The sequence below is a fragment of the Leclercia sp. 119287 genome (assembly GCF_009734485.1).
Classification (GTDB): Bacteria; Pseudomonadota; Gammaproteobacteria; order Enterobacterales; family Enterobacteriaceae; genus Enterobacter; species Enterobacter adecarboxylatus_C.
In genome coordinates this window covers 2,916,696-2,938,606 of sequence record NZ_CP046445.1, presented here as the reverse complement: position 1 = coordinate 2,938,606, position 21,911 = coordinate 2,916,696, and the positions used below count along the sequence as shown (strand labels likewise).

Genomic DNA, 21,911 nt, shown 5'->3' with positions numbered 1-21,911 from the left:
CATGTATCGATGAGGAGAGGGGAAGCCAACGCATGGCCATTCTTTACACCAAGCAGAACTTGCTTATATGATTTTACCAAGAGAGAGGTATTTATACTACTGTAGCACCCTAAGAAATTTGTCAATGCTAAATATGCATTCCTTTCAAGACGCGAAGCGAACTAAAAAGATGACTGGATCTCTCCAGTACTTAATACGTCACTCTGAACTCATCCACATATCAGCTTCTTCAAACATCTCCTCCAGCATGCGGTTCAGCTTTTCCCGTTCACTTTTGCTGGCATCGCTGTTCAAGCCGTTCGCCTGCATCGGCTTAACCTTCACCTCTGCAGCGGGAAAGATCCGGTGCACCCGCTTTGTTAACTCATTCAGAATTATTTCTCTGGCACCTGTTAATCCTTCAACATTCCGTTTGTCGTACACCAACTCAACGAACATACCGCCTCCAAAGCAACAATGATTTTGCACGCAATTTATACTGTTTATTTATACAGTGTCAACGGTTGGGCACGTAGCTTTTTAAGGAAGGTTTTTGGGGCATGTATGGGGCATAAATGCCAGTTTTGGGGCATGGTTGGGACATTTTAACTCATATGAACTTAACCGAATTTCATATGGAGGCGTCTTATAATGCACTGATTAACCTAAAGAAAACACATGCTCTTGGGCGTTCTTTAGTGATTTTAATAATTACCGCGTCACGCAGTTAAAGTGGCGGGCGTACTCTTCAAGACCGTTGATACCCAGCCGCACCCATTTCGGGTGCGACCATTGGGGTAAACCCAGATAGATCATAGTGCGTTGATAATCTCGTCGGTGCTGCGCACGCGGCTGATGCGTGGGAAGATATGCGTCACGCTGGCCTGATGCTGCTCGGCGGTGGCCGTGCTGCACGCATCTTCAGCGATCACCAGATTAAAGCCCAGCTCCCAGGCGTTACGCGCGGTGGATTCCACGCCAATGTTGGTGGCGATCCCACACAGAATAATAGTCTCAATGCCGCGACGGCGCAGCTGCAGCTCCAGGTCGGTGCCGTAGAAGGCACCCCACTGGCGTTTGGTCACTTCGATATCGCTGTCGCGTTTGCCGAGTGACGCGGGATAGGTCCACCAGTTGTCCGGCAGGGCATGGGCCGCGCCCTGAGCGTCGACAGGCTGCTTCAGCGCCTCGGCAAAGTCCGCAGACCAGCCCACGCGCACCATCACCACCGGCGAGCCGCTGGCGCGGCATTTTTCTGCCAGACGTGCGCTGCGGCTGACCACCTCATCCGCCGTATGTGGGCCACCGGCAAAGGGCAGGATCCCTTCCTGTAAATCAATGACCACGAGGGCGGTACGGGCAGCGTCGAGTGTAAGCATGGTTGTTCCTGTTAAAAAGTTAGCGTCCGGAATACCTTACGCGTCCAGGCATGTTGTGGGTCTGATATTTTTGTTAATTTTTGTGAGAATATGCAAGATGCGAGCAGCAATCGTGCGTCTGGCGTGCTTCTCTCTTATCGTCTGGCGGAATTTCCAGTATAATAGCCGCCTTTTTTCATCCAGTTTGACATACAGAAAGCTGCGACCTTGTAGCCTGCGGCTAAGTTAAGGGATATCTCATGCGTACAGAATATTGCGGGCAGCTGCGTCAGTCCCACGTCGGACAGCAGGTGACCCTGTGTGGTTGGGTCAACCGTCGTCGTGATCTTGGCAGCCTTATCTTTATCGATATGCGCGACCGTGAAGGCATCGTGCAGGTATTTTTCGATCCGGATCGTGCCGACGCGTTAAAGCTGGCATCTGAGCTGCGTAATGAGTTCTGCATCCAGGTGACCGGCACCGTGCGTGCGCGTGACGAAAAGAACATCAACAGCGACATGGCGACCGGCGAAATCGAAGTGCTGGCAACCGATCTGACCATCATTAACCGTTCAGAATCACTGCCGCTGGACTTCAACCACGTCAATACCGAAGAAGCGCGTCTGAAATATCGCTATCTCGACCTGCGTCGCCCGGAGATGGCCGATCGCCTGAAAACCCGTGCGAAAATCACCAGCCTGGTGCGCCGCTTTATGGACGATCACGGTTTCCTCGATATCGAAACCCCGATGCTGACCAAAGCGACCCCGGAAGGCGCACGTGACTACCTCGTGCCATCCCGTGTACATAAAGGCAAATTCTACGCGCTGCCGCAGTCTCCTCAGCTGTTCAAACAGCTGCTGATGATGTCCGGCTTTGACCGTTACTACCAGATCGTTAAATGCTTCCGCGACGAAGATCTGCGTGCTGACCGCCAGCCTGAATTTACCCAGATCGACGTCGAGACCTCCTTCATGACCGCCGAGCAGGTGCGTGAAGTGATGGAAGCGCTGGTGCGCAGCCTGTGGCTGGACGTGAAGGGTGTGGATCTGGGCGACTTCCCGATCATGACCTTCGCCGAAGCCGAGCGTCGCTACGGCTCCGACAAACCAGACCTGCGTAACCCGATGGAGCTGGTGGACGTTGCTGACCTGCTGAAAGACGTTGAATTCGCCGTCTTCTCCGGCCCGGCGAACGATCCGAAAGGCCGCGTGGCTGCCCTGCGCGTACCGGGCGGTGCGAGCCTGAGCCGCAAGCAGATCGACGACTACGGCAACTTCATTAAGATCTATGGCGCGAAAGGCCTGGCTTACATCAAAGTCACCGAGCGTGCGAAAGGCATTGAAGGCATTACCAGCCCGGTCGCCAAATTCCTCAACGCTGAGATCGTCGAATCCATTCTGGCGCGCACTGAAGCCCAGGACGGGGACATGATCTTCTTCGGCGCGGACAACAAGAAAGTGGTTGCCGATTCAATGGGCGCACTGCGCCTGAAGCTGGGTAAAGACCTGAACCTGACCGACGAAGCCAAATGGGCGCCGCTGTGGGTGATCGACTTCCCGATGTTCGAAGACGACGGCGAAGGCGGTCTGACCGCAATGCACCACCCGTTCACCTCGGCAAAAGAGATGAGCGCGGCAGATCTGAAAGCGGCACCGGAAGACGCAGTCGCTAACGCCTATGATATGGTCATCAACGGCTACGAAGTGGGCGGCGGTTCCGTGCGTATTCACAGCATGGAAATGCAGCAGACGGTGTTCGGTATTCTGGGTATCAACGAACAGGAACAGCGCGAGAAGTTCGGCTTCCTGCTGGATGCCCTGAAGTACGGTACGCCTCCGCACGCAGGCCTGGCCTTTGGTCTGGATCGCCTGACCATGCTGCTGACCGGTACCGACAACATTCGTGACGTTATCGCTTTCCCGAAAACCACCGCCGCTGCCTGTCTGATGACCGAAGCGCCAAGCTTTGCTAACCCAACCTCACTGAGCGAGCTGGGTATCGAAGTGGTGAAAAAGGAAGAGAAAAACTGATATGACATATAAGCTTCCCGTTTCTGTCTTAGTTGTCATTTATGCCCAGGACACGAAGCGGGTGCTGATGTTGCAGCGGCGCGACGATCCCGCGTTCTGGCAGTCGGTTACCGGCAGCCTGGAAGAGGGTGAAACCGCGCTGCAGGCCGCCGCGCGCGAAGTAAAGGAAGAGGTCGCCATTGACGTTGCTCGCGAGCAACTGACCCTGAAGGACTGTCAGCGCACGGTGGATTTTGAAATTTTTAGCCATTTACGTCATCGCTACGCGCCGGGGACTGAACGCAATACGGAATCCTGGTTCTGCCTTGCGCTTCCTCACGAGCGGGAGATCGTGTTCACCGAACACCTGACCTACCGCTGGGTTAACGCGGCCGAGGCCGCGTCGTTAACCAAGTCGTGGAGCAACCGGCAGGCGATTGAAGAATTTGTAATCAATGTTAATTAATTTCCAAGCATTTCAGTTTCCAGGAAGGCGGCAAGGTCGCGAATCGCCAGGAGCTTACATCGGTAAGTGACTGGTGTGAGCGGGCGCAGCCAACGCATCTGGAAGCTGAAAGGCGCAGGATAATTTTGAGGAACTTTTTATGGCAGGTCATAGTAAGTGGGCCAACACCAAACACCGCAAAGCGGCACAGGATGCCAAACGCGGTAAGATCTTTACCAAAATCATTCGTGAGCTGGTTACCGCAGCCCGTCTGGGCGGCGGCGATGCCGGCTCCAACCCACGTCTGCGCGCAGCGATCGATAAAGCGCTGAGCAACAACATGACGCGTGACACCCTGAACCGTGCTATCGCCCGTGGCGTAGGCGGCGACGATGACACCAACATGGAAACCATCATCTATGAAGGTTACGGTCCAGGCGGCACGGCGGTGATGATTGAGTGTCTGTCCGACAACCGTAACCGTACCGTTGCGGAAGTGCGTCACGCCTTCACCAAAACCGGTGGCAACCTGGGTACCGACGGTTCCGTGGCCTACCTGTTCAGCAAAAAAGGCGTGATCTCCTTCGAGAAAGGCGACGAAGACGTGATCATGGAAGCGGCGCTGGAAGCCGGTGCTGAAGATGTTGTGACCTATGACGACGGCGCGATTGACGTCTATACCGCATGGGAAGAGATGGGTGCGGTGCGTGATGCGCTGGAAGCGGCAGGTCTGAAAGCCGACGCGGCTGAAGTCACCATGATCCCGTCCACCAAAGCGGACATGGATGCGGAAACCGCACCAAAACTGCTGCGTCTGATCGACATGCTCGAAGACTGCGACGATGTGCAGGAAGTTTACCACAACGGTGAAATCTCCGACGAGGTTGCGGCTACGCTGTAATGGCCCAACGTAAACCGACAACCGGAGAGGCGTGATGGCGATTATTCTCGGTATTGACCCGGGCTCACGCATCACCGGTTATGGCGTAATCCGCCAGGTCGGGCGTCAGTTGACCTACCTTGGCAGCGGTTGTATCCGTACCAAAGTGGACGATCTGCCGTCGCGTCTGAAGCTCATCTACGCGGGCGTGACGGAGATCATTACCCAGTTCCAGCCGGACTATTTCGCCATCGAACAGGTGTTTATGGCGAAGAACGCCGACTCGGCGCTGAAGCTCGGTCAGGCACGCGGCGTGGCGATTGTCGCGGCGGTAAATCAGGATCTGCCGGTGTTTGAATACGCCGCGCGGCAGGTCAAGCAAACCGTGGTGGGGAACGGTGGAGCAGACAAAAGCCAGGTGCAGCACATGGTGCGAACCTTGTTAAAACTGCCCGCCAATCCGCAGGCGGATGCCGCCGATGCCCTGGCGATCGCCATTACCCACTGCCACGTCAGCCAGAACGCGATGCAGATAAGCGAGTCGCGGCTCAATCTGGCGCGCGGTCGATTGCGCTAAATATGAAATCAGGCTGGATGTTTATCCAGCCTTTTTTTATTATGGCAGCGGTAACTTTTAGCCCTTAACGCAGGAGCGTCACGTGATAGGCAGACTCAGAGGCATCATCTTAGAAAAACAACCCCCGATAGTGCTGCTTGAGGCCGGAGGCGTGGGCTACGAAGTGCATATGCCGATGACCTGCTTCTATGAATTGCCGGACGCGGGCAAAGAGGCGATTGTCTTCACCCACTTTGTCGTGCGTGAAGATGCCCAGCTGCTGTTTGGCTTTAACAATAAGCAGGAACGCACCCTGTTTAAAGAGCTGATCAAAACTAACGGCGTAGGGCCAAAGCTGGCGCTGGCGATCCTCTCCGGGATGTCGGCTCCACAGTTTGTTAACGCCGTTGAGCGCGAAGACCCCGCCGCACTGATTAAACTTCCCGGCATCGGCAAGAAAACGGCCGAGCGCCTGATTGTTGAGATGAAAGATCGCTTTAAAGGTCTGCACGGCGATCTGTTTACCCCTGCTGCTGACCTGGTGCTGACGTCACCTGCCGGCCCGACAGCAGACGATGCGGAACAGGAAGCGGTTGCCGCGCTGGTGGCGCTGGGCTATAAACCTCAGGAAGCGAGCCGGATGGTCAGCAAGATTGCTAAACCGGACGCGACCAGTGAAACCCTGATTCGTGAAGCGCTGCGCGCTGCATTGTGAGGTAAAGGATGATTGAAGCAGACCGTCTGGTCTCGGCAGGCAGCGTTCAGACAGAAGATCTGGTGGACCGTGCGATCCGCCCGAAGCTGCTGGATGAGTATATTGGCCAGCCGCAGGTGCGCTCGCAGATGGAGATCTTTATCCAGGCGGCGAAACTTCGTGGCGACGCCCTCGACCACCTGCTGATTTTTGGCCCGCCAGGGCTCGGGAAAACCACGCTTGCCAACATTGTCGCCAACGAGATGGGCGTCAATCTGCGCACCACCTCCGGCCCGGTGCTGGAGAAAGCGGGCGATCTGGCAGCGATGCTGACCAACCTCGAACCTCACGATGTGCTGTTTATCGATGAGATCCACCGCCTGTCACCGGTGGTGGAAGAGGTGCTCTATCCGGCGATGGAAGATTACCAGCTGGATATCATGATTGGCGAAGGCCCGGCGGCGCGCTCGATTAAGATCGACCTGCCGCCCTTCACCCTGATTGGCGCCACCACCCGCGCGGGCTCGTTAACCTCGCCGCTGCGCGACCGTTTCGGTATCGTGCAGCGCCTCGAGTTTTATCAGGTGCCCGACCTCCAGCATATCGTCAGCCGCAGCGCGCGCTACATGGGGCTGGAGATGAGCGAAGAGGGGGCTTTTGAAGTGGCGAAGCGCTCCCGCGGTACGCCGCGTATTGCGAACCGACTGCTACGCAGGGTGCGTGATTTTGCCGAGGTGAAGCACGACGGCTCCATTTCGCATGAGATCGCCGCTCAGGCGCTGGATATGCTGAACGTGGATGCCGAAGGGTTTGACTATATGGACCGCAAGCTGCTGCTGGCGGTGCTGGACAAGTTCTTTGGCGGGCCGGTCGGGCTGGATAACCTGGCGGCAGCGATTGGTGAAGAGCGGGAAACCATTGAAGATGTGCTGGAGCCGTACCTGATCCAGCAGGGCTTTTTGCAGCGTACGCCACGCGGGCGCATGGCGACGGTGCGTGCCTGGGATCACTTTGGCATTACGCCGCCGGAGATGCCTTAACTTTTGCGGAAATTGCCGGATGGCGGCTGCGCCTTATCCGGCCTGGATAAGCGCGATCCTGTAGGCCCGGTAAGCGTAGCGCCACCGGGCAATTAATTACCTCAGCTGGCCGGTTTCTTCATCATGCTGAAGATAAACAGCGCTGCCGCACAGAGCACCACCGACGGTCCGGCAGGGGTGTCGTAAAACGCTGAGAAGGTTAACCCTCCGGTCACGGCAATCATCCCGACACCCACGGCTACGCTGGCCATCTGCTCCGGCGTGCGGGCAAAACGACGCGCGGTGGCGGCGGGGATAATCAGCAGCGAAGTGATGATCAACGCCCCGACAAACTTCATCGCCACGCCAATGGTCAGGGCGGTCACCAGCATCAGCAGCAGCTTGACGCGCTGCAGCTTCACGCCATCCACGAAGGCTAAATCCGGGCTGATGGTCATCGCCAGCAGGTTACGCCACTGCCACAGCAGGATAGCCAGCACGATCACCACCCCGATGGCGATAGCAATCAGATCGTCCGGCGTCACCGCCAGCAGGTCGCCAAACAGATAGGCCATCAGATCCACGCGAATGTTGGACATCAGGCTGACCACCACCAGACCCAGCGACAGGGCGCTGTGCGCCATGATCCCGAGCAGCGTATCCACCGCCAGGTGCGGGCGCTTCTCCAGCCACACCAGACCGGCGGCCAGCAGCAGCGTTACCGCAATCACTGCATAGAACGGATTAACATCCAGCAGTAAGCCAAACGCCACACCCAGCAGGGAGGCGTGGGCGAGGGTATCGCCAAAGTAAGACATCCGACGCCAGACGACAAACGAGCCCAGTGGACCCGCCGCGCAGGCGAGCATCATCCCGGCCAGCCAGCCGGGCAATAATAATTCAATCATGAGTTACCGTTTCCCCGGCGCAGGACAATGCGTCCCTGCAAATCATGGCGGTGGTTGTGATGGTGGCGATAAATGCCCAGCTGCTCGGCGCCGCGTGGGCCAAACATCGAGATAAACTCAGGGTGCATGGAGACCACTTCCGGCGTGCCAGAACAGCAGATGTGATGGTTCAGACAGAGCACTTCGTCCGTTTTTGCCATCACCAGATGCAGATCGTGTGACACCATCAGCACGGCGCAGTCCAGCTCTTTGCGCAGCTGATCGATCAGGTCATACAGCGCCACCTGACCGTTGACGTCCACCCCCTGGGTAGGCTCGTCGAGCACCAGCAGCTGCGGCTTGTTGAGCAGGGCGCGGGCCAGCAGCACGCGCTGGGTCTCGCCCCCGGAGAGCTTTTGCAGGGGCGCGTCGATCAGATGCCCGGCCTGTACCCGCTTGAGCGCCGGAAGTATGTCCTCTTTGCGCGTATCGGGACGCAGACGCAGAAAACGGCTGACCGTCAGCGGCAGGGTGGCGTCCAGGTGCAGCTTCTGCGGTACATAGCCGATGCGCAGCTGCCGGTCACGCTTGATAAGGCCGCTGTCGGGTGCTACCAGGCCCAGCACCACGCGCACCAGCGTCGATTTACCCGCGCCATTGGGGCCAAGCAGCGTCAAAATTTTACCTGGTTTCAAATCCAGCGAAACGTCAGAGAGGACGCGGCGCTGACCGAATGAAACCGAAATGTTTTCGAGAGTTACCAGATTCGTCATGTCAATTTTATGCTTGCAGAAGTCATCGAATGTTATAATATCACATTCCACCAGCTCATTACGATGAATAGTCGCATTATGTTACAGAAAAATACGCTTCTTTTCGCAGCATTATCCGCTGCCCTTTGGGGTTCAACAGCACAAGATGTTAACGCCGCCGTTGTCGCTTCGCTTAAGCCGCTCGGTTTTATCGCTTCCGCTATTGCAGATGGCGTGACGGAAACCCAGGTATTACTGCCTGATGGTGCCTCTGAACACGACTATTCCCTGCGCCCTTCGGATGTAAAACGCTTACAAAACGCAGACTTAGTGGTCTGGATTGGGCCAGAGATGGAAGCCTTCATGCAGAAGTCTGCAAGTCAGCTGCCGGATGCTAAACAGGTTAACATTTCTAATCTTACGGGTGTGAAACCGCTGCTCATGAAAGGGTCTGATGATGACGATCATGACCACGATCACGGGAGCGCTGAAGGGGAAAAAGGTGACGAGCATCACCATCACGGTGAGTACAATATGCACCTTTGGCTTTCCCCAGAGATAGCACGCCTTTCGGCGGTTGCAATCCATGAAAAATTAGTGGAACTTATGCCGCAAAGTCGAGCCAAACTTGACGCCAACCTGAAGGATTTTGAGGCACAACTTGCCGCAACCGACAAGCAGGTGGGTACCGAGCTCGCACCACTGAAAGGTAAAGGATATTTCGTTTTTCATGATGCCTACGGCTACTATGAAAAACACTACGGTCTCACGCCGCTTGGCCATTTCACCGTCAATCCAGAAATTCAACCCGGTGCGCAGCGTTTACATGAAATCAGAACACAGTTGGTTGAGCAGAAAGCGTCCTGCGTTTTTGCTGAGCCACAGTTCAGGCCAGCGGTCGTTGAAGCCGTGGCAAGGGGTACGTCCGTGCGTATGGGCACCCTTGACCCACTTGGAACCTCTATCCAGTTGAGCAAAGCGAGCTATTCGCAGTTCCTCAGCCAACTGGCGAACCAGTATGCGAGCTGCCTGAAAGGAGATTAACGAGGAAGTGAATACGTGCAACAGATAGCCCGCTCTGTCGCCCTGGCATTTAATAATTTGCCCCGGCCCCACCGCGTCATGCTGGGGTCGCTTACTGTTCTCACCTTAGCGGTCGCCGTCTGGCGGCCCTATATTTACCACCCAAATTCCACGCCAGTTATCAAGACCATCGAACTGGAAAGAAACGAAATCCGCTCACTGTTGCCCGAAGCCAGTGAACCTATCGACCAGGCCCCGCAGGAAGAAGAAGCTATTCCGCAGGATGAACTGGATGACAAAATCGCCCCTGAAAGCGGCGTCCATGAATATGTGGTTTCAACTGGCGATACCTTAAGCAGCGTGCTTAACCAGTACGGTATCGATATGGGCGAAATCAGCCGGCTTGCTGCCGCGGATAAAGATCTGCGTAACCTGAAAATTGGTCAGCAGCTTTCATGGACCCTGACCGACAGCGGCGATTTACAGCGCCTGACCTGGGAAGTCTCCCGTCGTGAAACCCGCACCTACGATCGTGCTGAAAACGGTTTCAAGATGAGCAGCGAAATGCAGCAGGGCGACTGGGTTAACAGCGCTATCAAAGGCACCTTAGGCGGCGGCAGTTTCGTTGCCAGCGCGCGTGAAGCGGGTCTGACCAGCGGTGAAATCAGTTCAGTGATCAAAGCCATGCAGTGGCAGATGGACTTCCGTAAGCTGAGAAAAGGCGATGCCTGGTCGGTGCTGATGTCCCGCGAAATGCTGGACGGCAAGCGCGAGCAGAGCCAGCTGCTTGGGGTTCGTTTACGCTCTGACGGGAAAGATTATTATGCGATCCGCGCCGAAGACGGCAAATTCTACGATCGCAACGGGACCGGTCTGGCGAAAGGCTTCTTGCGCTTCCCGACCTCGAAACAGTTCCGCGTCTCCTCGAACTTTAACCCGCGTCGTCTGAACCCGGTTACCGGCCGCGTAGCCCCGCACCGCGGTGTGGACTTTGCTATGCCGCAGGGGACACCTGTTCTGGCAGTCGGTGATGGCGAAGTGGTGATGGCAAAACGCAGCGGTGCCGCCGGCTATTACGTTGCCGTGCGTCATGGACGTACCTACACCACCCGCTATATGCACCTGCGTAAGCTGCTGGTGAAGCCGGGGCAGAAGGTGAAGCGTGGCGATCGCATCGCGCTATCGGGCAATACCGGGCGTTCTACCGGCCCGCACCTGCACTATGAAGTGTGGATCAACCAGCAGGCGGTCAACCCGTTAACGGCGAAACTGCCGCGTACCGAAGGGTTGACCGGTAAGGACCGTAGCGATTATCTGGCGCAGGTCAAAGAGGTTATGCCGCAGCTCAGTATTAATTAATCCTGCAGCGATAAAAGCCGGTGCGTTACTGCACCGGCTTTTTCTTTTGTGCCTTGCGCACTGCCTCGCTAAACTAACGCATTACTCTTTTAAGCATCACCCGCCCTGGAAAAAGCATGGAAACCCAAAAAAACAACAGTGAATACATTCCTGAATTTGAGAAATCCTTTCGTCATCCGCGCTTCTGGGGCGCCTGGCTGGGTGTTTATGCCTTTGCCGGTATTGCAATGCTTCCGGCATCCGTGCGCGACCCACTGCTTGGTCAAGTGGGACGTCTGGCGGGCAAGCTGGGTAAAAGCGCCCGCCGCCGCGCGCAGATAAACCTCTTCTACTGCTTCCCGGAGAAGAGTGAGGCGGAGCGCGAAGCGATCATTGACGAGATGTTCACCACCGCGCCACAGGCGATGGCCATGATGGGCGAGCTGGCGTTACGTGGGCCGGAAAAGGTCGCCGGCCGCGTTGACTGGAAAGGTCTGGAAATCATCGAGGAGATGCGTCGCAACGACGAAAAGGTGATCTTCCTGGTGCCGCACGGCTGGGGCGTGGATATTCCGGCGATGCTGATGGCGTCGCAGGGGCAAAAAATGGCGGCGATGTTCCACAACCAGGGGAACAAGGTTTTCGATTATGTATGGAATACGGTGCGTCGTCGCTTTGGTGGCCGCCTGCATGCCCGCAACGACGGCATCAAACCCTTTATCAAATCCGTGCGCCAGGGCTACTGGGGCTATTATCTGCCGGACCAGGATCACGGGCCGGAACACAGCGAGTTTGTCGATTTCTTTGCCACCTATAAGGCCACGCTACCGGCGATTGGTCGGTTGATGAAGGTATGCCAGGCGCGGGTGATCCCGCTCTTCCCGATTTACGATGGCAAAACCCATCGCCTGACGATTGAAGTCCGCCCGCCGATGGACGATCTGCTCACCGCCGACGACAACACCATTGCGCGTCGGATGAACGAAGAGGTGGAGATACTGGTGGGGCCGCATGTAGAGCAGTACACCTGGACCCTGAAACTGCTGAAGACGCGCAAGCCGGGCGAGAAAGAGCCTTACAAGCGCAAAGAGCTGTATCCCAAGAAATAAAAAATCCCCCGTCTCGGGGGATTTTTTTTGCCCGGCGGCGCTTCGCTTGCACGGGCCTACGAACCTCTAGGCCGGGTAAGCGCAGCGCCACCCGGCAAAACCGCCGTATTATTCGACGGTCATCACGCGGGTGGTGTTGGTTGAGCCAATGGTGCTCATCACATCGCCCTGGGTCACGATGACGATATCCCCGGAAACCAGATAGCCTTTGTCGCGCAGCAGATTCACGGCATCGTTCGCCGCCGCCACGCCGTCGCTGTTGCTGTCGAAGAACACCGGCGTCACGCCGCGGTACAGCGCGGTCAGATTCAGGGTGCGCTCATGACGGGACATAGCGAAAATCGGCAGGCCGGAGCTGATACGCGAGGTCATCAGCGCGGTACGGCCGGATTCGGTCATGGTGATGATTGCGGTCACGCCTTTCAGGTGGTTAGCCGCGTACATCGCTGACATCGCAATGGCTTCTTCCACGTTGTCGAACTGAATGTCCAGACGGTGCTTGGAGACGTTGATGCTTGGGATCTTCTCTGCCCCCAGGCAGACGCGCGCCATCGCGGCCACGGTTTCCGCCGGATACTGGCCGGCAGCGGTTTCGGCTGACAGCATCACCGCATCGGTACCGTCGAGCACGGCGTTCGCCACGTCCATGACTTCCGCACGGGTCGGCATTGGGTTGGTGATCATCGACTCCATCATCTGGGTGGCGGTGATCACGGAGCGGTTCAGCTGACGGGCACGGCGGATCAGCGCCTTCTGGATCCCGACCAGTTCCGGGTCGCCAATCTCAACGCCCAGGTCACCACGGGCCACCATCACCACGTCAGAGGCGAGGATAATGTCATCCATCGCGTCCTGGCTGCAGACCGCTTCCGCACGTTCCACTTTGGCGACAATTTTGGCATCGCAACCTGCGTCGCGCGCCAGACGGCGGGCGTAGTTCAGATCTTCGCCACAGCGCGGGAAGGAGACGGCGAGGTAGTCAACGCCAATCTCAGCCGCGGTGAGGATGTCGGCTTTGTCTTTTTCGGTCAGAGCTTCAGCAGAGAGACCGCCGCCCAGCTTGTTGATGCCTTTATTGTTGGAGAGCGGGCCGCCAACGGTTACTTCGGTGAACACCTTCATGCCCTGAACTTCCAGCACTTTCAGCTGAACGCGACCGTCGTCGAGCAGCAGGATATCGCCCGGCACCACGTCAGCAGGCAGGCCTTTATAGTCGATCCCCACTTTCTCTTTGTCGCCTTCGCCTTTGCTCAGGTTGGCGTCGAGGAGGAACTTGTCACCGATATTGAGGAAAACTTTGCCTTCTTTGAAGGTCGATACGCGGATTTTGGGACCCTGAAGGTCACCGAGGATAGCTACATGACGTCCCAGTTTTGCCGCGATCTCACGGACCTTATCTGCACGTAATTTATGATCTTCCGGTGTCCCGTGAGAAAAGTTCATACGTACCACGTTGGCGCCTGCAGCGATGATTTTCTCGAGGTTATTATCGCGGTCAGTAGCCGGGCCTAAGGTGGTAACGATCTTGGTTCTGCGAAGCCTTCTGGACATGTAATACTCCGTTGTCTGAAACAACCTGGTGTTGCGTGAACGATGATTCGGCACGTTGTCCGCCGTAATACCAACAGGAAACTTACCGAATGCCGAAAAAAGTAACAACTTTATAATTGACGATCAGGGAACTTCACCCTTGATGAACAATTCTTTATCAAAACGCGATTCCTTGAGCGCTTCTTTGACGCGCTTCAAGTTATCTCTGAATTTCGCCCCGCGGCGCAGGGTAAAGCCGGTAGCCAGCACGTCGATGACGGTTAACTGCGCCAGACGCGACACCATCGGCATGTAGATGTCGGTGTCTTCCGGCACGTCGAGAGTGATCGCCAGCGTCGCTTCACGCGCCAGCGGCGTACCGGTGGTGGTGAGAGCAATTACCATGGCATCGTTTTCACGCGCCAGCTGGGCCAGCTCAACCAGACTTTTGGTACGACCAGTATGCGATATCAGCACCACCACGTCATCTTCGTTACAATTCATACAGCTCATGCGTTGCAGCACGATGTCGTCGGAATAGATAACCGGGACATTAAAGCGAAAAAATTTGTTCATTGCATCGTGAGCGACGGCTGCTGACGACCCGAGACCAAAGAAGGCAATTTTCTTCGCCTGAGTCAGTAGATCGACGGCCCGGTTAACCGACCCCATATCCAGCGACTGGCGGACCTGGTCCAGCGTCGCCATTGCCGATTCAAAAATTTTGCCGGTATAGGCCTCCACGCTGTCGTCTTCATCGACATTGCGGTTTACATAGGGGGTTCCGTTAGCCAGACTCTGCGCCAGATGCAGTTTAAAATCAGGAAAGCCACGCGTCTCCATACTGCGGCAGAAGCGGTTGACGGTCGGTTCGCTGACCCCCGACTCCTGGGCCAGAGTGGCGATGCTGGAATGAATGGCCTGAGCGGGGGCGGCGAGAATTACTTCAGCCACTTTTCGCTCGGATTTGCTAAGGTGTTCCAGTTGAAACTGGATTTTTTCCAGCATGTTCATTATTAACACGGCGCTCATCGGTGGAAACGATTTCATTAAGGGGTGAAATCGCGATTCGAATTAGCAAGAATATACGCCTGTGATTTGCCGAAAAGGGCAAACCCCGAAAAAAATGTTGTTGTTTTTTTTCATTACTTGATCGCTGTCGGATTTTAGCAACGGCCTGAGAGAACAAAATTTCGCCCGTTTCACCGTTATTACCCCGCGCGGGGCGATCCCCTGACGAAATATCGCCGTATCGCACGCGAGGATAAGTGCAAATGGTTTCGGGAATGACATAAAAGCAGTAGAGTGCATGTAATAAAATTACAACGATATTCTGGCAAAAGCACCAGGATATCCAACTGAGGAGAATGACATGGCGGTAACGCAAACAGCCCAGGCATGTGACCTGGTCATTTTCGGCGCGAAAGGCGATCTTGCACGCCGGAAATTGCTGCCTTCCCTGTATCAACTGGAAAAAGCGGGTCAGATCCACCCGGAGACGCGCATCCTGGGCGTGGGCCGTGCCGACTGGGATAAAGACGCGTATACCAAAGTGGTGCGCGAAGCGCTGGAAACTTTCATGAAGGAGAAGATCGATGAAAGTTTGTGGGATACGCTGAGTGGACGTCTCGATTTCTGCAACCTCGACGTGAACGACACGTCGGCCTTTGCCGATCTGGGCGCGATGCTCGATCAAAAAAATCGCGTCACCATCAACTATTTCGCCATGCCGCCAAGCACCTTCGGCGCCATCTGCAAAGGGCTCGGCGAAGCAAAACTGAACGCCAAGCCGGCACGCGTGGTCATGGAAAAACCGCTGGGTACCTCGCTGGCGACCTCCCGTGAAATTAACGACCAGGTCGGGGAATACTTCGAAGAGTGCCAGGTTTATCGTATCGACCACTACCTCGGTAAAGAGACGGTGCTCAACCTGCTGGCGCTGCGTTTCGCCAACTCCCTGTTTGTGAATAACTGGGATAACCGCACTATCGACCACGTGGAGATCACCGTGGCGGAAGAGGTGGGGATTGAAGGGCGCTGGGGTTACTTTGACCAGGCCGGTCAGATGCGCGACATGATCCAGAACCACCTGCTGCAAATCCTCTGCATGATCGCCATGGCACCGCCGTCAGATCTCTCTGCAGACAGCATTCGCGATGAGAAGGTGAAAGTGCTGAAGTCCCTGCGCCGCATCGATCGCTCCAACGTGCGTGAGAAAACCGTCCGCGGTCAGTACACCGCCGGTTTCGCCCAGGGTAAAAAAGTGCCGGGCTATCTGGAAGAAGAGGGCGCGAATAAAACCAGCAGCACCGAAACTTTCGTCGCCATCCGCGTGGATATCGACAACTGGCGTTGGGCGGGTGTGCCTTTCTACCTGCGCACCGGTAAACGTCTGCCGGCCAAATGCTCTGAAGTGGTTGTCTACTTCAAAAATCCGGAACTGAACCTGTTCAAAGAGTCCTGGCAGGAGCTGCCGCAGAACAAACTGACCATCCGTCTGCAGCCGGACGAGGGCGTGGATATTCAGGTGCTGAACAAGGTGCCTGGCCTGGATCACAAGCACAACCTGCAGACCACCAAGCTGGATCTGAGCTACTCCGAAACCTTCAACCAGAACCATCTGGCGGATGCGTACGAACGTCTGCTTCTGGAAACCATGCGTGGGATCCAGGCCCTGTTTGTGCGTCGTGACGAAGTGGAGGAGGCGTGGAAATGGGTCGACTCCATCACCGAAGCCTGGGCCGCGGATCAGGATGCACCGAAACCGTATCAGGCGGGTACCTGGGGACCGGTTGCCTCTGTGGCGATGATCACCCGTGACGGCCGCTCCTGGAACGAGTTTGAGTAAATTAACCGCTAATCCTTAGGGGTTATTTTACCGGTAACATGATCTGGCTCAGGCCAGCGCACAATAAGTAACCATTTAAGCTCCGTGTGGATTTCCACCCGGAGCTTTTTTTATTACACTGCCAGAAGCGATTTTGCCCCAGAGCTCCGGCAATCAAGCGTTTCAGCGATGTTATAGCCTGCTAAACACTTTGTTAATTCCAGAGCGCGGACAGATAAATGACAGGAGCTTCTATGAATTCGACTTTGTTACGGGTAACACAGCGCATTGTTGAGCGCTCGAAAAAGACCCGTTCAGCCTACCTCGCGCGCATTCAGCAGGCGAAGACCGATACGGTCCATCGTTCGCAGCTGGCCTGCGGTAACCTGGCGCATGGTTTTGCCGCCTGCCAGCCAGAAGATAAAGCCTCGCTGAAAAGCATGCTGCGTAACAATATCGGCATCATCACCTCCTACAACGACATGCTCTCGGCGCATCAGCCGTATGAGACCTACCCGGACATCATTCGGAAAGCGCTGCACCAGGCCAATGCCGTGGGCCAGGTCGCGGGCGGGGTGCCTGCGATGTGCGACGGCGTGACCCAGGGTCAGGACGGGATGGAACTCTCGCTGCTGAGCCGGGAAGTGATCGCCATGTCCGCCGCGGTCGGCCTGTCGCATAACATGTTTGATGGCGCGCTGTACCTCGGCGTGTGCGACAAGATTGTTCCGGGGCTGGCGATGGCGGCCCTGTCGTTTGGTCATCTTCCTGCGCTGTTCGTGCCGTCAGGCCCGATGGCCAGTGGTCTGGCTAATAAAGAGAAAGTGCGCATTCGCCAGCTGTATGCCGAAGGCAAAGTGGATCGCATGGCGCTGCTGGAGTCGGAAGCGGCGTCCTATCACGCGCCGGGCACCTGTACGTTTTACGGTACCGCCAACACCAACCAGATGGTGGTGGAATTTATGGGAATGCAGCTGCCGGGCTCGTCGTTTGTCCACCCGGATGCACCGCTGCGTGAAGCCCTGACCGCCGCAGCGGCGCGGCAGGTGACCCGCCTGACCGGTAACGGCAACGAGTGGATGCCGCTCGGTAAAATGGTTGATGAAAAAGTGGTGGTCAACGGTATCGTGGCTCTGCTGGCGACCGGCGGCTCCACCAACCACACCATGCACATGGTGGCGATGGCCCGTGCTGCGGGCATTCTCATCAACTGGGACGATTTCTCCGATCTGTCTGAAGCGGTGCCGCTGATGACCCGTCTCTACCCGAACGGCCCGGCAGACATTAACCACTTCCAGGCGGCGGGCGGCGTACCGGTGCTGATGCGCGAGCTGATGAAGGGCGGTCTGCTGCATGAAGACGTCAACACGGTGGCCGGTTTTGGCCTGCAGCGTTACACCCTGGAGCCGTGGCTGAACGATGGCGAGCTGGACTGGCGTGAAGGGGCTCAGGCTTCGCTGGATGAGAGCGTGATCGCCACCTTCGACAAGCCATTCTCTCACCACGGCGGCACCAAAGTGCTGAACGGCAACCTGGGTCGGGCGGTAATGAAGACCTCTGCGGTGCCGGTGGAAAACCAGGTTATTGAGGCCCCGGCGATTGTGTTCGAGAGTCAGCATGACGTGCTGCCGGCATTTGAAGCCGGTCTGCTGGACAAAGATTGCGTGGTTGTGGTCCGTCATCAGGGACCAAAAGCGAACGGCATGCCAGAATTACATAAACTAATGCCGCCACTTGGTGTATTATTGGACCGCTGTTTCAAAATTGCGTTAGTAACCGATGGACGCCTCTCCGGCGCATCAGGTAAAGTGCCTTCTGCCATCCATGTCACCCCGGAAGCTTACGACGGTGGATTGCTGGCAAAAGTGTACGATGGCGACATCATCCGCGTTAACGGTCAGACCGGCGAGTTGACCTTACTGGTGGATGAGGCGGTACTTGCCGCACGTAAGCCACATATTCCTGACCTGAGCGCATCGCGCGTGGGCACGGGGCGCGAAATGTTCAGTGCGCTGCGCGAGAACCTCTCGGGCGCAGAGCAGGGCGCGACCTGTATTACGTTTTAAGACGACAAGAATTATCGATCTGGCGAGAGAAAAACTCTGATGAAAAACTGGAATACAAGTGCAGAAGCAATCCTGAAAACTGGCCCGGTAGTGCCGGTGATCGTGGTTAACAAGCTGGAACACGCTGTGCCGATGGCGAAAGCGCTGGTTGCCGGTGGCGTTCGCGTCCTGGAAGTGACCCTGCGTACCGCCTGTGCAATGGATGCGATTCGCGCCATCGCCAAAGAAGTGCCGGAAGCCATCATCGGCGCAGGTACCGTACTGAACCCTCAGCAGCTGGCTGAAGTCACCGAAGCCGGTGCGCAGTTCGCCATCAGCCCGGGCCTGACCGAGCCGCTGCTGAAAGCGGCAACCGAAGGCTCTATTCCACTGATCCCGGGCATCAGCACCGTATCTGAGCTGATGCTGGGTCTGGACTACGGCCTGAAAGAGTTCAAATTCTTCCCGGCGGAAGCCAACGGCGGCACCAAAGCGCTGCAGGCTATCGCAGGTCCGTTCGCCAACGTGCGTTTCTGCCCGACCGGCGGCATCTCTCCGGCGAACTACCGTGACTACCTGGCGCTGAAAAGTGTGCTGTGCATCGGCGGCTCCTGGCTGGTTCCGGCGGATGCGCTGGAAGCGGGCGACTGGGATCGCATCACTAAGCTGGCGCGCGAAGCGGTAGAAGGCGCGCAGCAGTAAGATTTAGGTATTGTGCGCGTTTTTTGCCGGGTGGCGCTGCGCTTACCCGGCCTACGATAAACGTCAAATGTCTAAAAAAAACGGGCCATCAGGCTAATGCTGGTCACTTAAGGTGACCAGCATTGTTTTTAAAGGGGTATTTGGACCTTTTTGGTCTCACTTCTCTCTCATATTTCCGCTCCCGCCTCCCTGGTAGTTTCAGCATCGCGGCGTTACTGTAGAAGTGCTTCAGGTGACCCGGGATGGCTCCCGGTGAAGACCACGGCAGCCCGATTAACAACCGCAGTATCTCTGCCACCGAGCCGCTGAAGCTCAGCTGATACGGCAGGTAATCCCCTTTCAGGCTGAACGCCATTTTCACCATCTGATACCGCACCAGGTTGTACGTCAGCAGTATTCCCCACAGCTCCTGCCTCACCAGTTCCGGTAATTTACTTCTCAGCGTCCAGCGGTTGCCGCACAGGTACTGCTTTGCCTCACGGTACCCCAGCTCGATTTCCCACCGGTGCTTATACAGCTCAGCAATGTCTGCTGCCGGATAACGCATCGCATCCGTCATCGACGTGACAACCTGACGCTCCACGCCGTTAACCTTCCTGCTGATTAGCCGTACGGTGAGTTCATCCGGCAGGCCTTCCCACTGCTTTCTTGCCTGCGGCGAGGTCTTCAGCATTATCAGCTCATCCTGTTTACCCAGCCTGCGCACCACTTCATACTGCGTTCCCTTCTTCAGCGGCAGCAGCCAGTGGCGGTTCTCACCTGTCTGATGCCAGTCATGCAGCAGGCCCGCTGACCAGAAGCCCCGGTCGAACAGCGTCACGCTGTTATCCGGAGCCTGCTTCGCCAGTCCGGCGGCCAGCCGCACTTCACTGACATCATAGCGGTCCATCACGCTGGCCCGCAGCAGATGGCTGCTCAGCTCCATCAGGCACACCATGCGAACCTGCGGACAGCCACGTGCTCCGTACTGATTGCCGGCTTTCGCGAAGGCTGCGGCATTTTCCGGTGTGTCGGGCGTGCGCCAGACCACGCCGTCAACGGCATTGAGCGTCAGGCCGTTCCAGTGCGGGTGCCGGGCTTCCTCATGCCAGTGCTGTTGCGTGAGCCCGAACAGCACCCGGATGGCATCCTCACCCAGGGTTTTACGGCGGGCAATCACGGAGCTGGGTGCGGTGAATGGTCTACCGGTCCGGTCAACAATGTCCATCAGGTTGACGATATGGGACAGGGGTTTGTTGTTGAATATCGCCATGCCAATAACCAGCCAGACCATGGACTCAAGGGGAAGCTTGCGCTTACGCAACGTCACCGTGTCAGTGAGGGAAAAGGCCTGCTGAATAAGGTCGGGAGGAAGGAGGTCGGCAAGACTCTGGACCTCTTCGGGGGCGGTGAGATTGATAATGCCGAGGGCCTGGGAAAGTTCCATTTAAAAAGGGCTCCATGATAAACATGGAACCCTTTTTACACCAGCCACCGGATCGGTCAACCGATCCTTAAACGATCGGCATTAGGCCATCAGGCCCGTTTTTTTTATCCAGCTACCTGCACGCTGGCGGCGGCCTGTTTCGCCCGCTCTACCGCCTCTTCCACGCTGTCACCCGTCGCCAGCGCCACGCCTAAGCGACGCGAACCTTCGATTTCCGGCTTACCGAACAGACGCAGCTGCAGGCCCGCGCCCACCGCGGCATCAACGTTATCAAAAGTGACGTTCTGGCTGGTCAGCTGGGGCAGGATCACTGCTGACGCTGCCGGACCATACTGACGCACGCCACCGACCGGCAGGCCGAGGAAGGCACGGACGTGCAGGGCAAACTCGGAGAGGTCCTGCGAGATCAGGGTCACCATGCCGGTATCGTGCGGACGTGGGGAGACTTCGCTGAAAATTACCTCGTCGCCGCAGACAAACAGCTCAACGCCAAACAGCCCGTGGCCGCCCAGGGCTAGCACCACTTTGCGGGAAATATCTTCGGCGCGCGCCCGGGCCAGCGGGCTCATCTGCTGCGGCTGCCAGGATTCACGGTAGTCGCCATCTTCCTGGCGGTGGCCAATAGGATCGCAGAAGTGCACCCCATCGACGGCGCTGACGGTCAGGAGGGTGATCTCAAAATCAAACTGCACTACCCCCTCAACGATGACCCGGCCGGCACCGGCGCGGCCACCCTGCTGGGCGTAATCCCAGGCCTGGTCCAGCTGGTCGGCGCTGCGCACAAAGCTCTGTCCTTTGCCGGAGGAGCTCATCACCGGCTTAATGATGCACGGGTAGCCAATGTCGTTCACCGCCTGCAGAAAATCGCTCTTGCTGTCGGCAAAACGGTAGCGGGAAGTAGGCAGGGCCAGCTCTTCCGCGGCCAGGCGGCGAATACCTTCCCGGTTCATGGTCAGCTTCGCGGCGCGGGCACAGGGCACCACGTGCTGGCCTTCGGCTTCCAGCGCCAGCAGGGTATCGGTGGCGATGGCTTCGATTTCCGGCACCACGAAGTGCGGTTTTTCTGCGGCAATCACCGCGCGCAGGGCGTCGCCATCGAGCATATTAATGACGTGCGAGCGATGGGCAACGTGCATGGCCGGGGCATCGGCATAGCGATCGACGGCGATCACTTCAATCCCTAAGCGCTGGCACTCGATGGCCACTTCTTTGCCCAGTTCACCGGATCCGAGCAACATTACGCGCGTCGCTGCCGGGCGCAGCGCAGTTCCTAAACGAGTCATAATCATCCCCCTGAAAAAGTTGCGCGCAGTATAAACGAAAACGTTT

General features: G+C 56.8%; 20 protein-coding genes and 1 pseudogene. 12 read left to right on the top strand and 9 right to left on the bottom strand.

The window, feature by feature from the left end; all coding sequences use genetic code 11:
* Positions 1 to 198: 198 nt before the first annotated feature.
* The 3 genes and pseudogenes from GNG27_RS14135 to GNG27_RS14130 form a co-directional block, all read right to left on the bottom strand.
* Complete coding sequence (locus GNG27_RS14135) at positions 199 to 438, bottom strand: DinI family protein (protein WP_156264057.1); 240 nt, start codon at positions 436 to 438, stop codon at positions 199 to 201.
* 261 nt (positions 439 to 699) lie between these two features.
* Positions 700 to 795 (bottom strand): annotated as a pseudogene (locus GNG27_RS23720) (hypothetical protein); the annotation flags it as partial.
* Positions 792 to 1,358, bottom strand: coding sequence for a hydrolase (locus GNG27_RS14130; protein WP_142489977.1), 567 nt, complete (start codon positions 1,356 to 1,358; stop codon positions 792 to 794). The gene GNG27_RS14130 and the pseudogene GNG27_RS23720, both read right to left, overlap by 4 nt.
* Before the next feature lie 239 nt (positions 1,359 to 1,597).
* Here GNG27_RS14130 and aspS point away from each other — a divergent pair, with 239 nt between their 5' ends.
* The 6 genes from aspS to ruvB all read left to right on the top strand — a co-directional run bounded on the left by aspS (position 1,598) and on the right by ruvB (position 6,964).
* Positions 1,598 to 3,370 (top strand): aspartate--tRNA ligase, encoded by a 1,773-nt coding sequence (aspS, locus tag GNG27_RS14125; RefSeq protein WP_156264056.1) that lies wholly within the window; start codon positions 1,598 to 1,600, stop codon positions 3,368 to 3,370.
* Between the two features lies 1 nt (position 3,371).
* Complete coding sequence (nudB, locus tag GNG27_RS14120; RefSeq protein ID WP_156264055.1) at positions 3,372 to 3,815, top strand: dihydroneopterin triphosphate diphosphatase; 444 nt, start codon at positions 3,372 to 3,374, stop codon at positions 3,813 to 3,815.
* 139 nt (positions 3,816 to 3,954) lie between these two features.
* A complete protein-coding gene (locus GNG27_RS14115) occupies positions 3,955 to 4,695 on the top strand; it encodes a YebC/PmpR family DNA-binding transcriptional regulator (protein ID WP_032611949.1) in 741 nt (246 codons plus the stop codon).
* Positions 4,696 to 4,729: 34 nt separating this feature from the next.
* Complete coding sequence (gene ruvC / locus GNG27_RS14110; protein WP_039030827.1) at positions 4,730 to 5,251, top strand: crossover junction endodeoxyribonuclease RuvC; 522 nt, start codon at positions 4,730 to 4,732, stop codon at positions 5,249 to 5,251.
* An 82-nt stretch (positions 5,252 to 5,333) separates the two neighbouring features.
* Complete coding sequence (gene ruvA / locus GNG27_RS14105; protein ID WP_142489973.1) at positions 5,334 to 5,945, top strand: Holliday junction branch migration protein RuvA; 612 nt, start codon at positions 5,334 to 5,336, stop codon at positions 5,943 to 5,945.
* An 8-nt stretch (positions 5,946 to 5,953) separates the two neighbouring features.
* Positions 5,954 to 6,964: a Holliday junction branch migration DNA helicase RuvB gene (gene ruvB, locus GNG27_RS14100; protein ID WP_142489972.1), complete on the top strand. Its 1,011-nt coding sequence runs from the start codon at positions 5,954 to 5,956 to the stop codon at positions 6,962 to 6,964.
* Between the two features lie 101 nt (positions 6,965 to 7,065).
* Here ruvB and znuB read toward each other — a convergent pair whose 3' ends face one another.
* On the bottom strand, positions 7,066 to 7,851 hold the full coding sequence (znuB, locus tag GNG27_RS14095; RefSeq protein ID WP_142489971.1) for a zinc ABC transporter permease subunit ZnuB: 786 nt from the start codon (positions 7,849 to 7,851) through the stop codon (positions 7,066 to 7,068).
* Positions 7,848 to 8,603 (bottom strand): zinc ABC transporter ATP-binding protein ZnuC, encoded by a 756-nt coding sequence (gene znuC / locus GNG27_RS14090; RefSeq protein ID WP_142489970.1) that lies wholly within the window; start codon positions 8,601 to 8,603, stop codon positions 7,848 to 7,850. Before znuC ends, znuB begins: the two co-directional genes overlap by 4 nt.
* A 78-nt stretch (positions 8,604 to 8,681) precedes the next feature.
* On the opposite strand from znuC, the gene znuA reads away from it, so the two are divergent.
* From znuA to lpxM, 3 genes are all read left to right on the top strand, one after another.
* Complete coding sequence (znuA, locus tag GNG27_RS14085) at positions 8,682 to 9,626, top strand: zinc ABC transporter substrate-binding protein ZnuA (protein WP_142490116.1); 945 nt, start codon at positions 8,682 to 8,684, stop codon at positions 9,624 to 9,626.
* 15 nt (positions 9,627 to 9,641) lie between these two features.
* A complete protein-coding gene (gene mepM, locus GNG27_RS14080; RefSeq protein WP_142489969.1) occupies positions 9,642 to 10,964 on the top strand; it encodes a murein DD-endopeptidase MepM in 1,323 nt (440 codons plus the stop codon).
* A gap of 116 nt (positions 10,965 to 11,080) precedes the next feature.
* Positions 11,081 to 12,052 carry a lauroyl-Kdo(2)-lipid IV(A) myristoyltransferase gene (gene lpxM / locus GNG27_RS14075; RefSeq protein ID WP_156264054.1) on the top strand — a complete coding sequence of 324 codons (972 nt, stop codon included), beginning with the start codon at positions 11,081 to 11,083 and terminating at the stop codon, positions 12,050 to 12,052.
* A 108-nt stretch (positions 12,053 to 12,160) separates the two neighbouring features.
* Here the strand turns inward: lpxM and pyk are convergent, their stop codons facing one another.
* Positions 12,161 to 13,603: a pyruvate kinase gene (pyk, locus tag GNG27_RS14070; RefSeq protein ID WP_106993322.1), complete on the bottom strand. Its 1,443-nt coding sequence runs from the start codon at positions 13,601 to 13,603 to the stop codon at positions 12,161 to 12,163.
* A gap of 123 nt (positions 13,604 to 13,726) precedes the next feature.
* Positions 13,727 to 14,632 (bottom strand): MurR/RpiR family transcriptional regulator, encoded by a 906-nt coding sequence (locus GNG27_RS14065; protein WP_142489967.1) that lies wholly within the window; start codon positions 14,630 to 14,632, stop codon positions 13,727 to 13,729.
* 322 nt (positions 14,633 to 14,954) lie between these two features.
* On the opposite strand from GNG27_RS14065, the gene zwf reads away from it, so the two are divergent.
* From zwf to GNG27_RS14050, 3 genes are all read left to right on the top strand, one after another.
* Positions 14,955 to 16,430, top strand: coding sequence for a glucose-6-phosphate dehydrogenase (gene zwf / locus GNG27_RS14060; protein WP_142489966.1), 1,476 nt, complete (start codon positions 14,955 to 14,957; stop codon positions 16,428 to 16,430).
* A gap of 233 nt (positions 16,431 to 16,663) precedes the next feature.
* Entirely contained in the window at positions 16,664 to 18,475 is a 1,812-nt protein-coding gene (edd, locus tag GNG27_RS14055; RefSeq protein ID WP_156264053.1) for a phosphogluconate dehydratase, read from the top strand.
* Positions 18,476 to 18,514: 39 nt separating this feature from the next.
* Positions 18,515 to 19,156: a bifunctional 4-hydroxy-2-oxoglutarate aldolase/2-dehydro-3-deoxy-phosphogluconate aldolase gene (locus GNG27_RS14050; protein ID WP_059307637.1), complete on the top strand. Its 642-nt coding sequence runs from the start codon at positions 18,515 to 18,517 to the stop codon at positions 19,154 to 19,156.
* 103 nt (positions 19,157 to 19,259) lie between these two features.
* Here the strand turns inward: GNG27_RS14050 and GNG27_RS14045 are convergent, their stop codons facing one another.
* Entirely contained in the window at positions 19,260 to 20,582 is a 1,323-nt protein-coding gene (locus GNG27_RS14045; RefSeq protein ID WP_156264052.1) for an IS4 family transposase, read from the bottom strand.
* 104 nt (positions 20,583 to 20,686) lie between these two features.
* Positions 20,687 to 21,865: a formate-dependent phosphoribosylglycinamide formyltransferase gene (gene purT, locus GNG27_RS14040; protein WP_156264051.1), complete on the bottom strand. Its 1,179-nt coding sequence runs from the start codon at positions 21,863 to 21,865 to the stop codon at positions 20,687 to 20,689.
* Between the last annotated feature and the right edge of the window lie 46 nt (positions 21,866 to 21,911).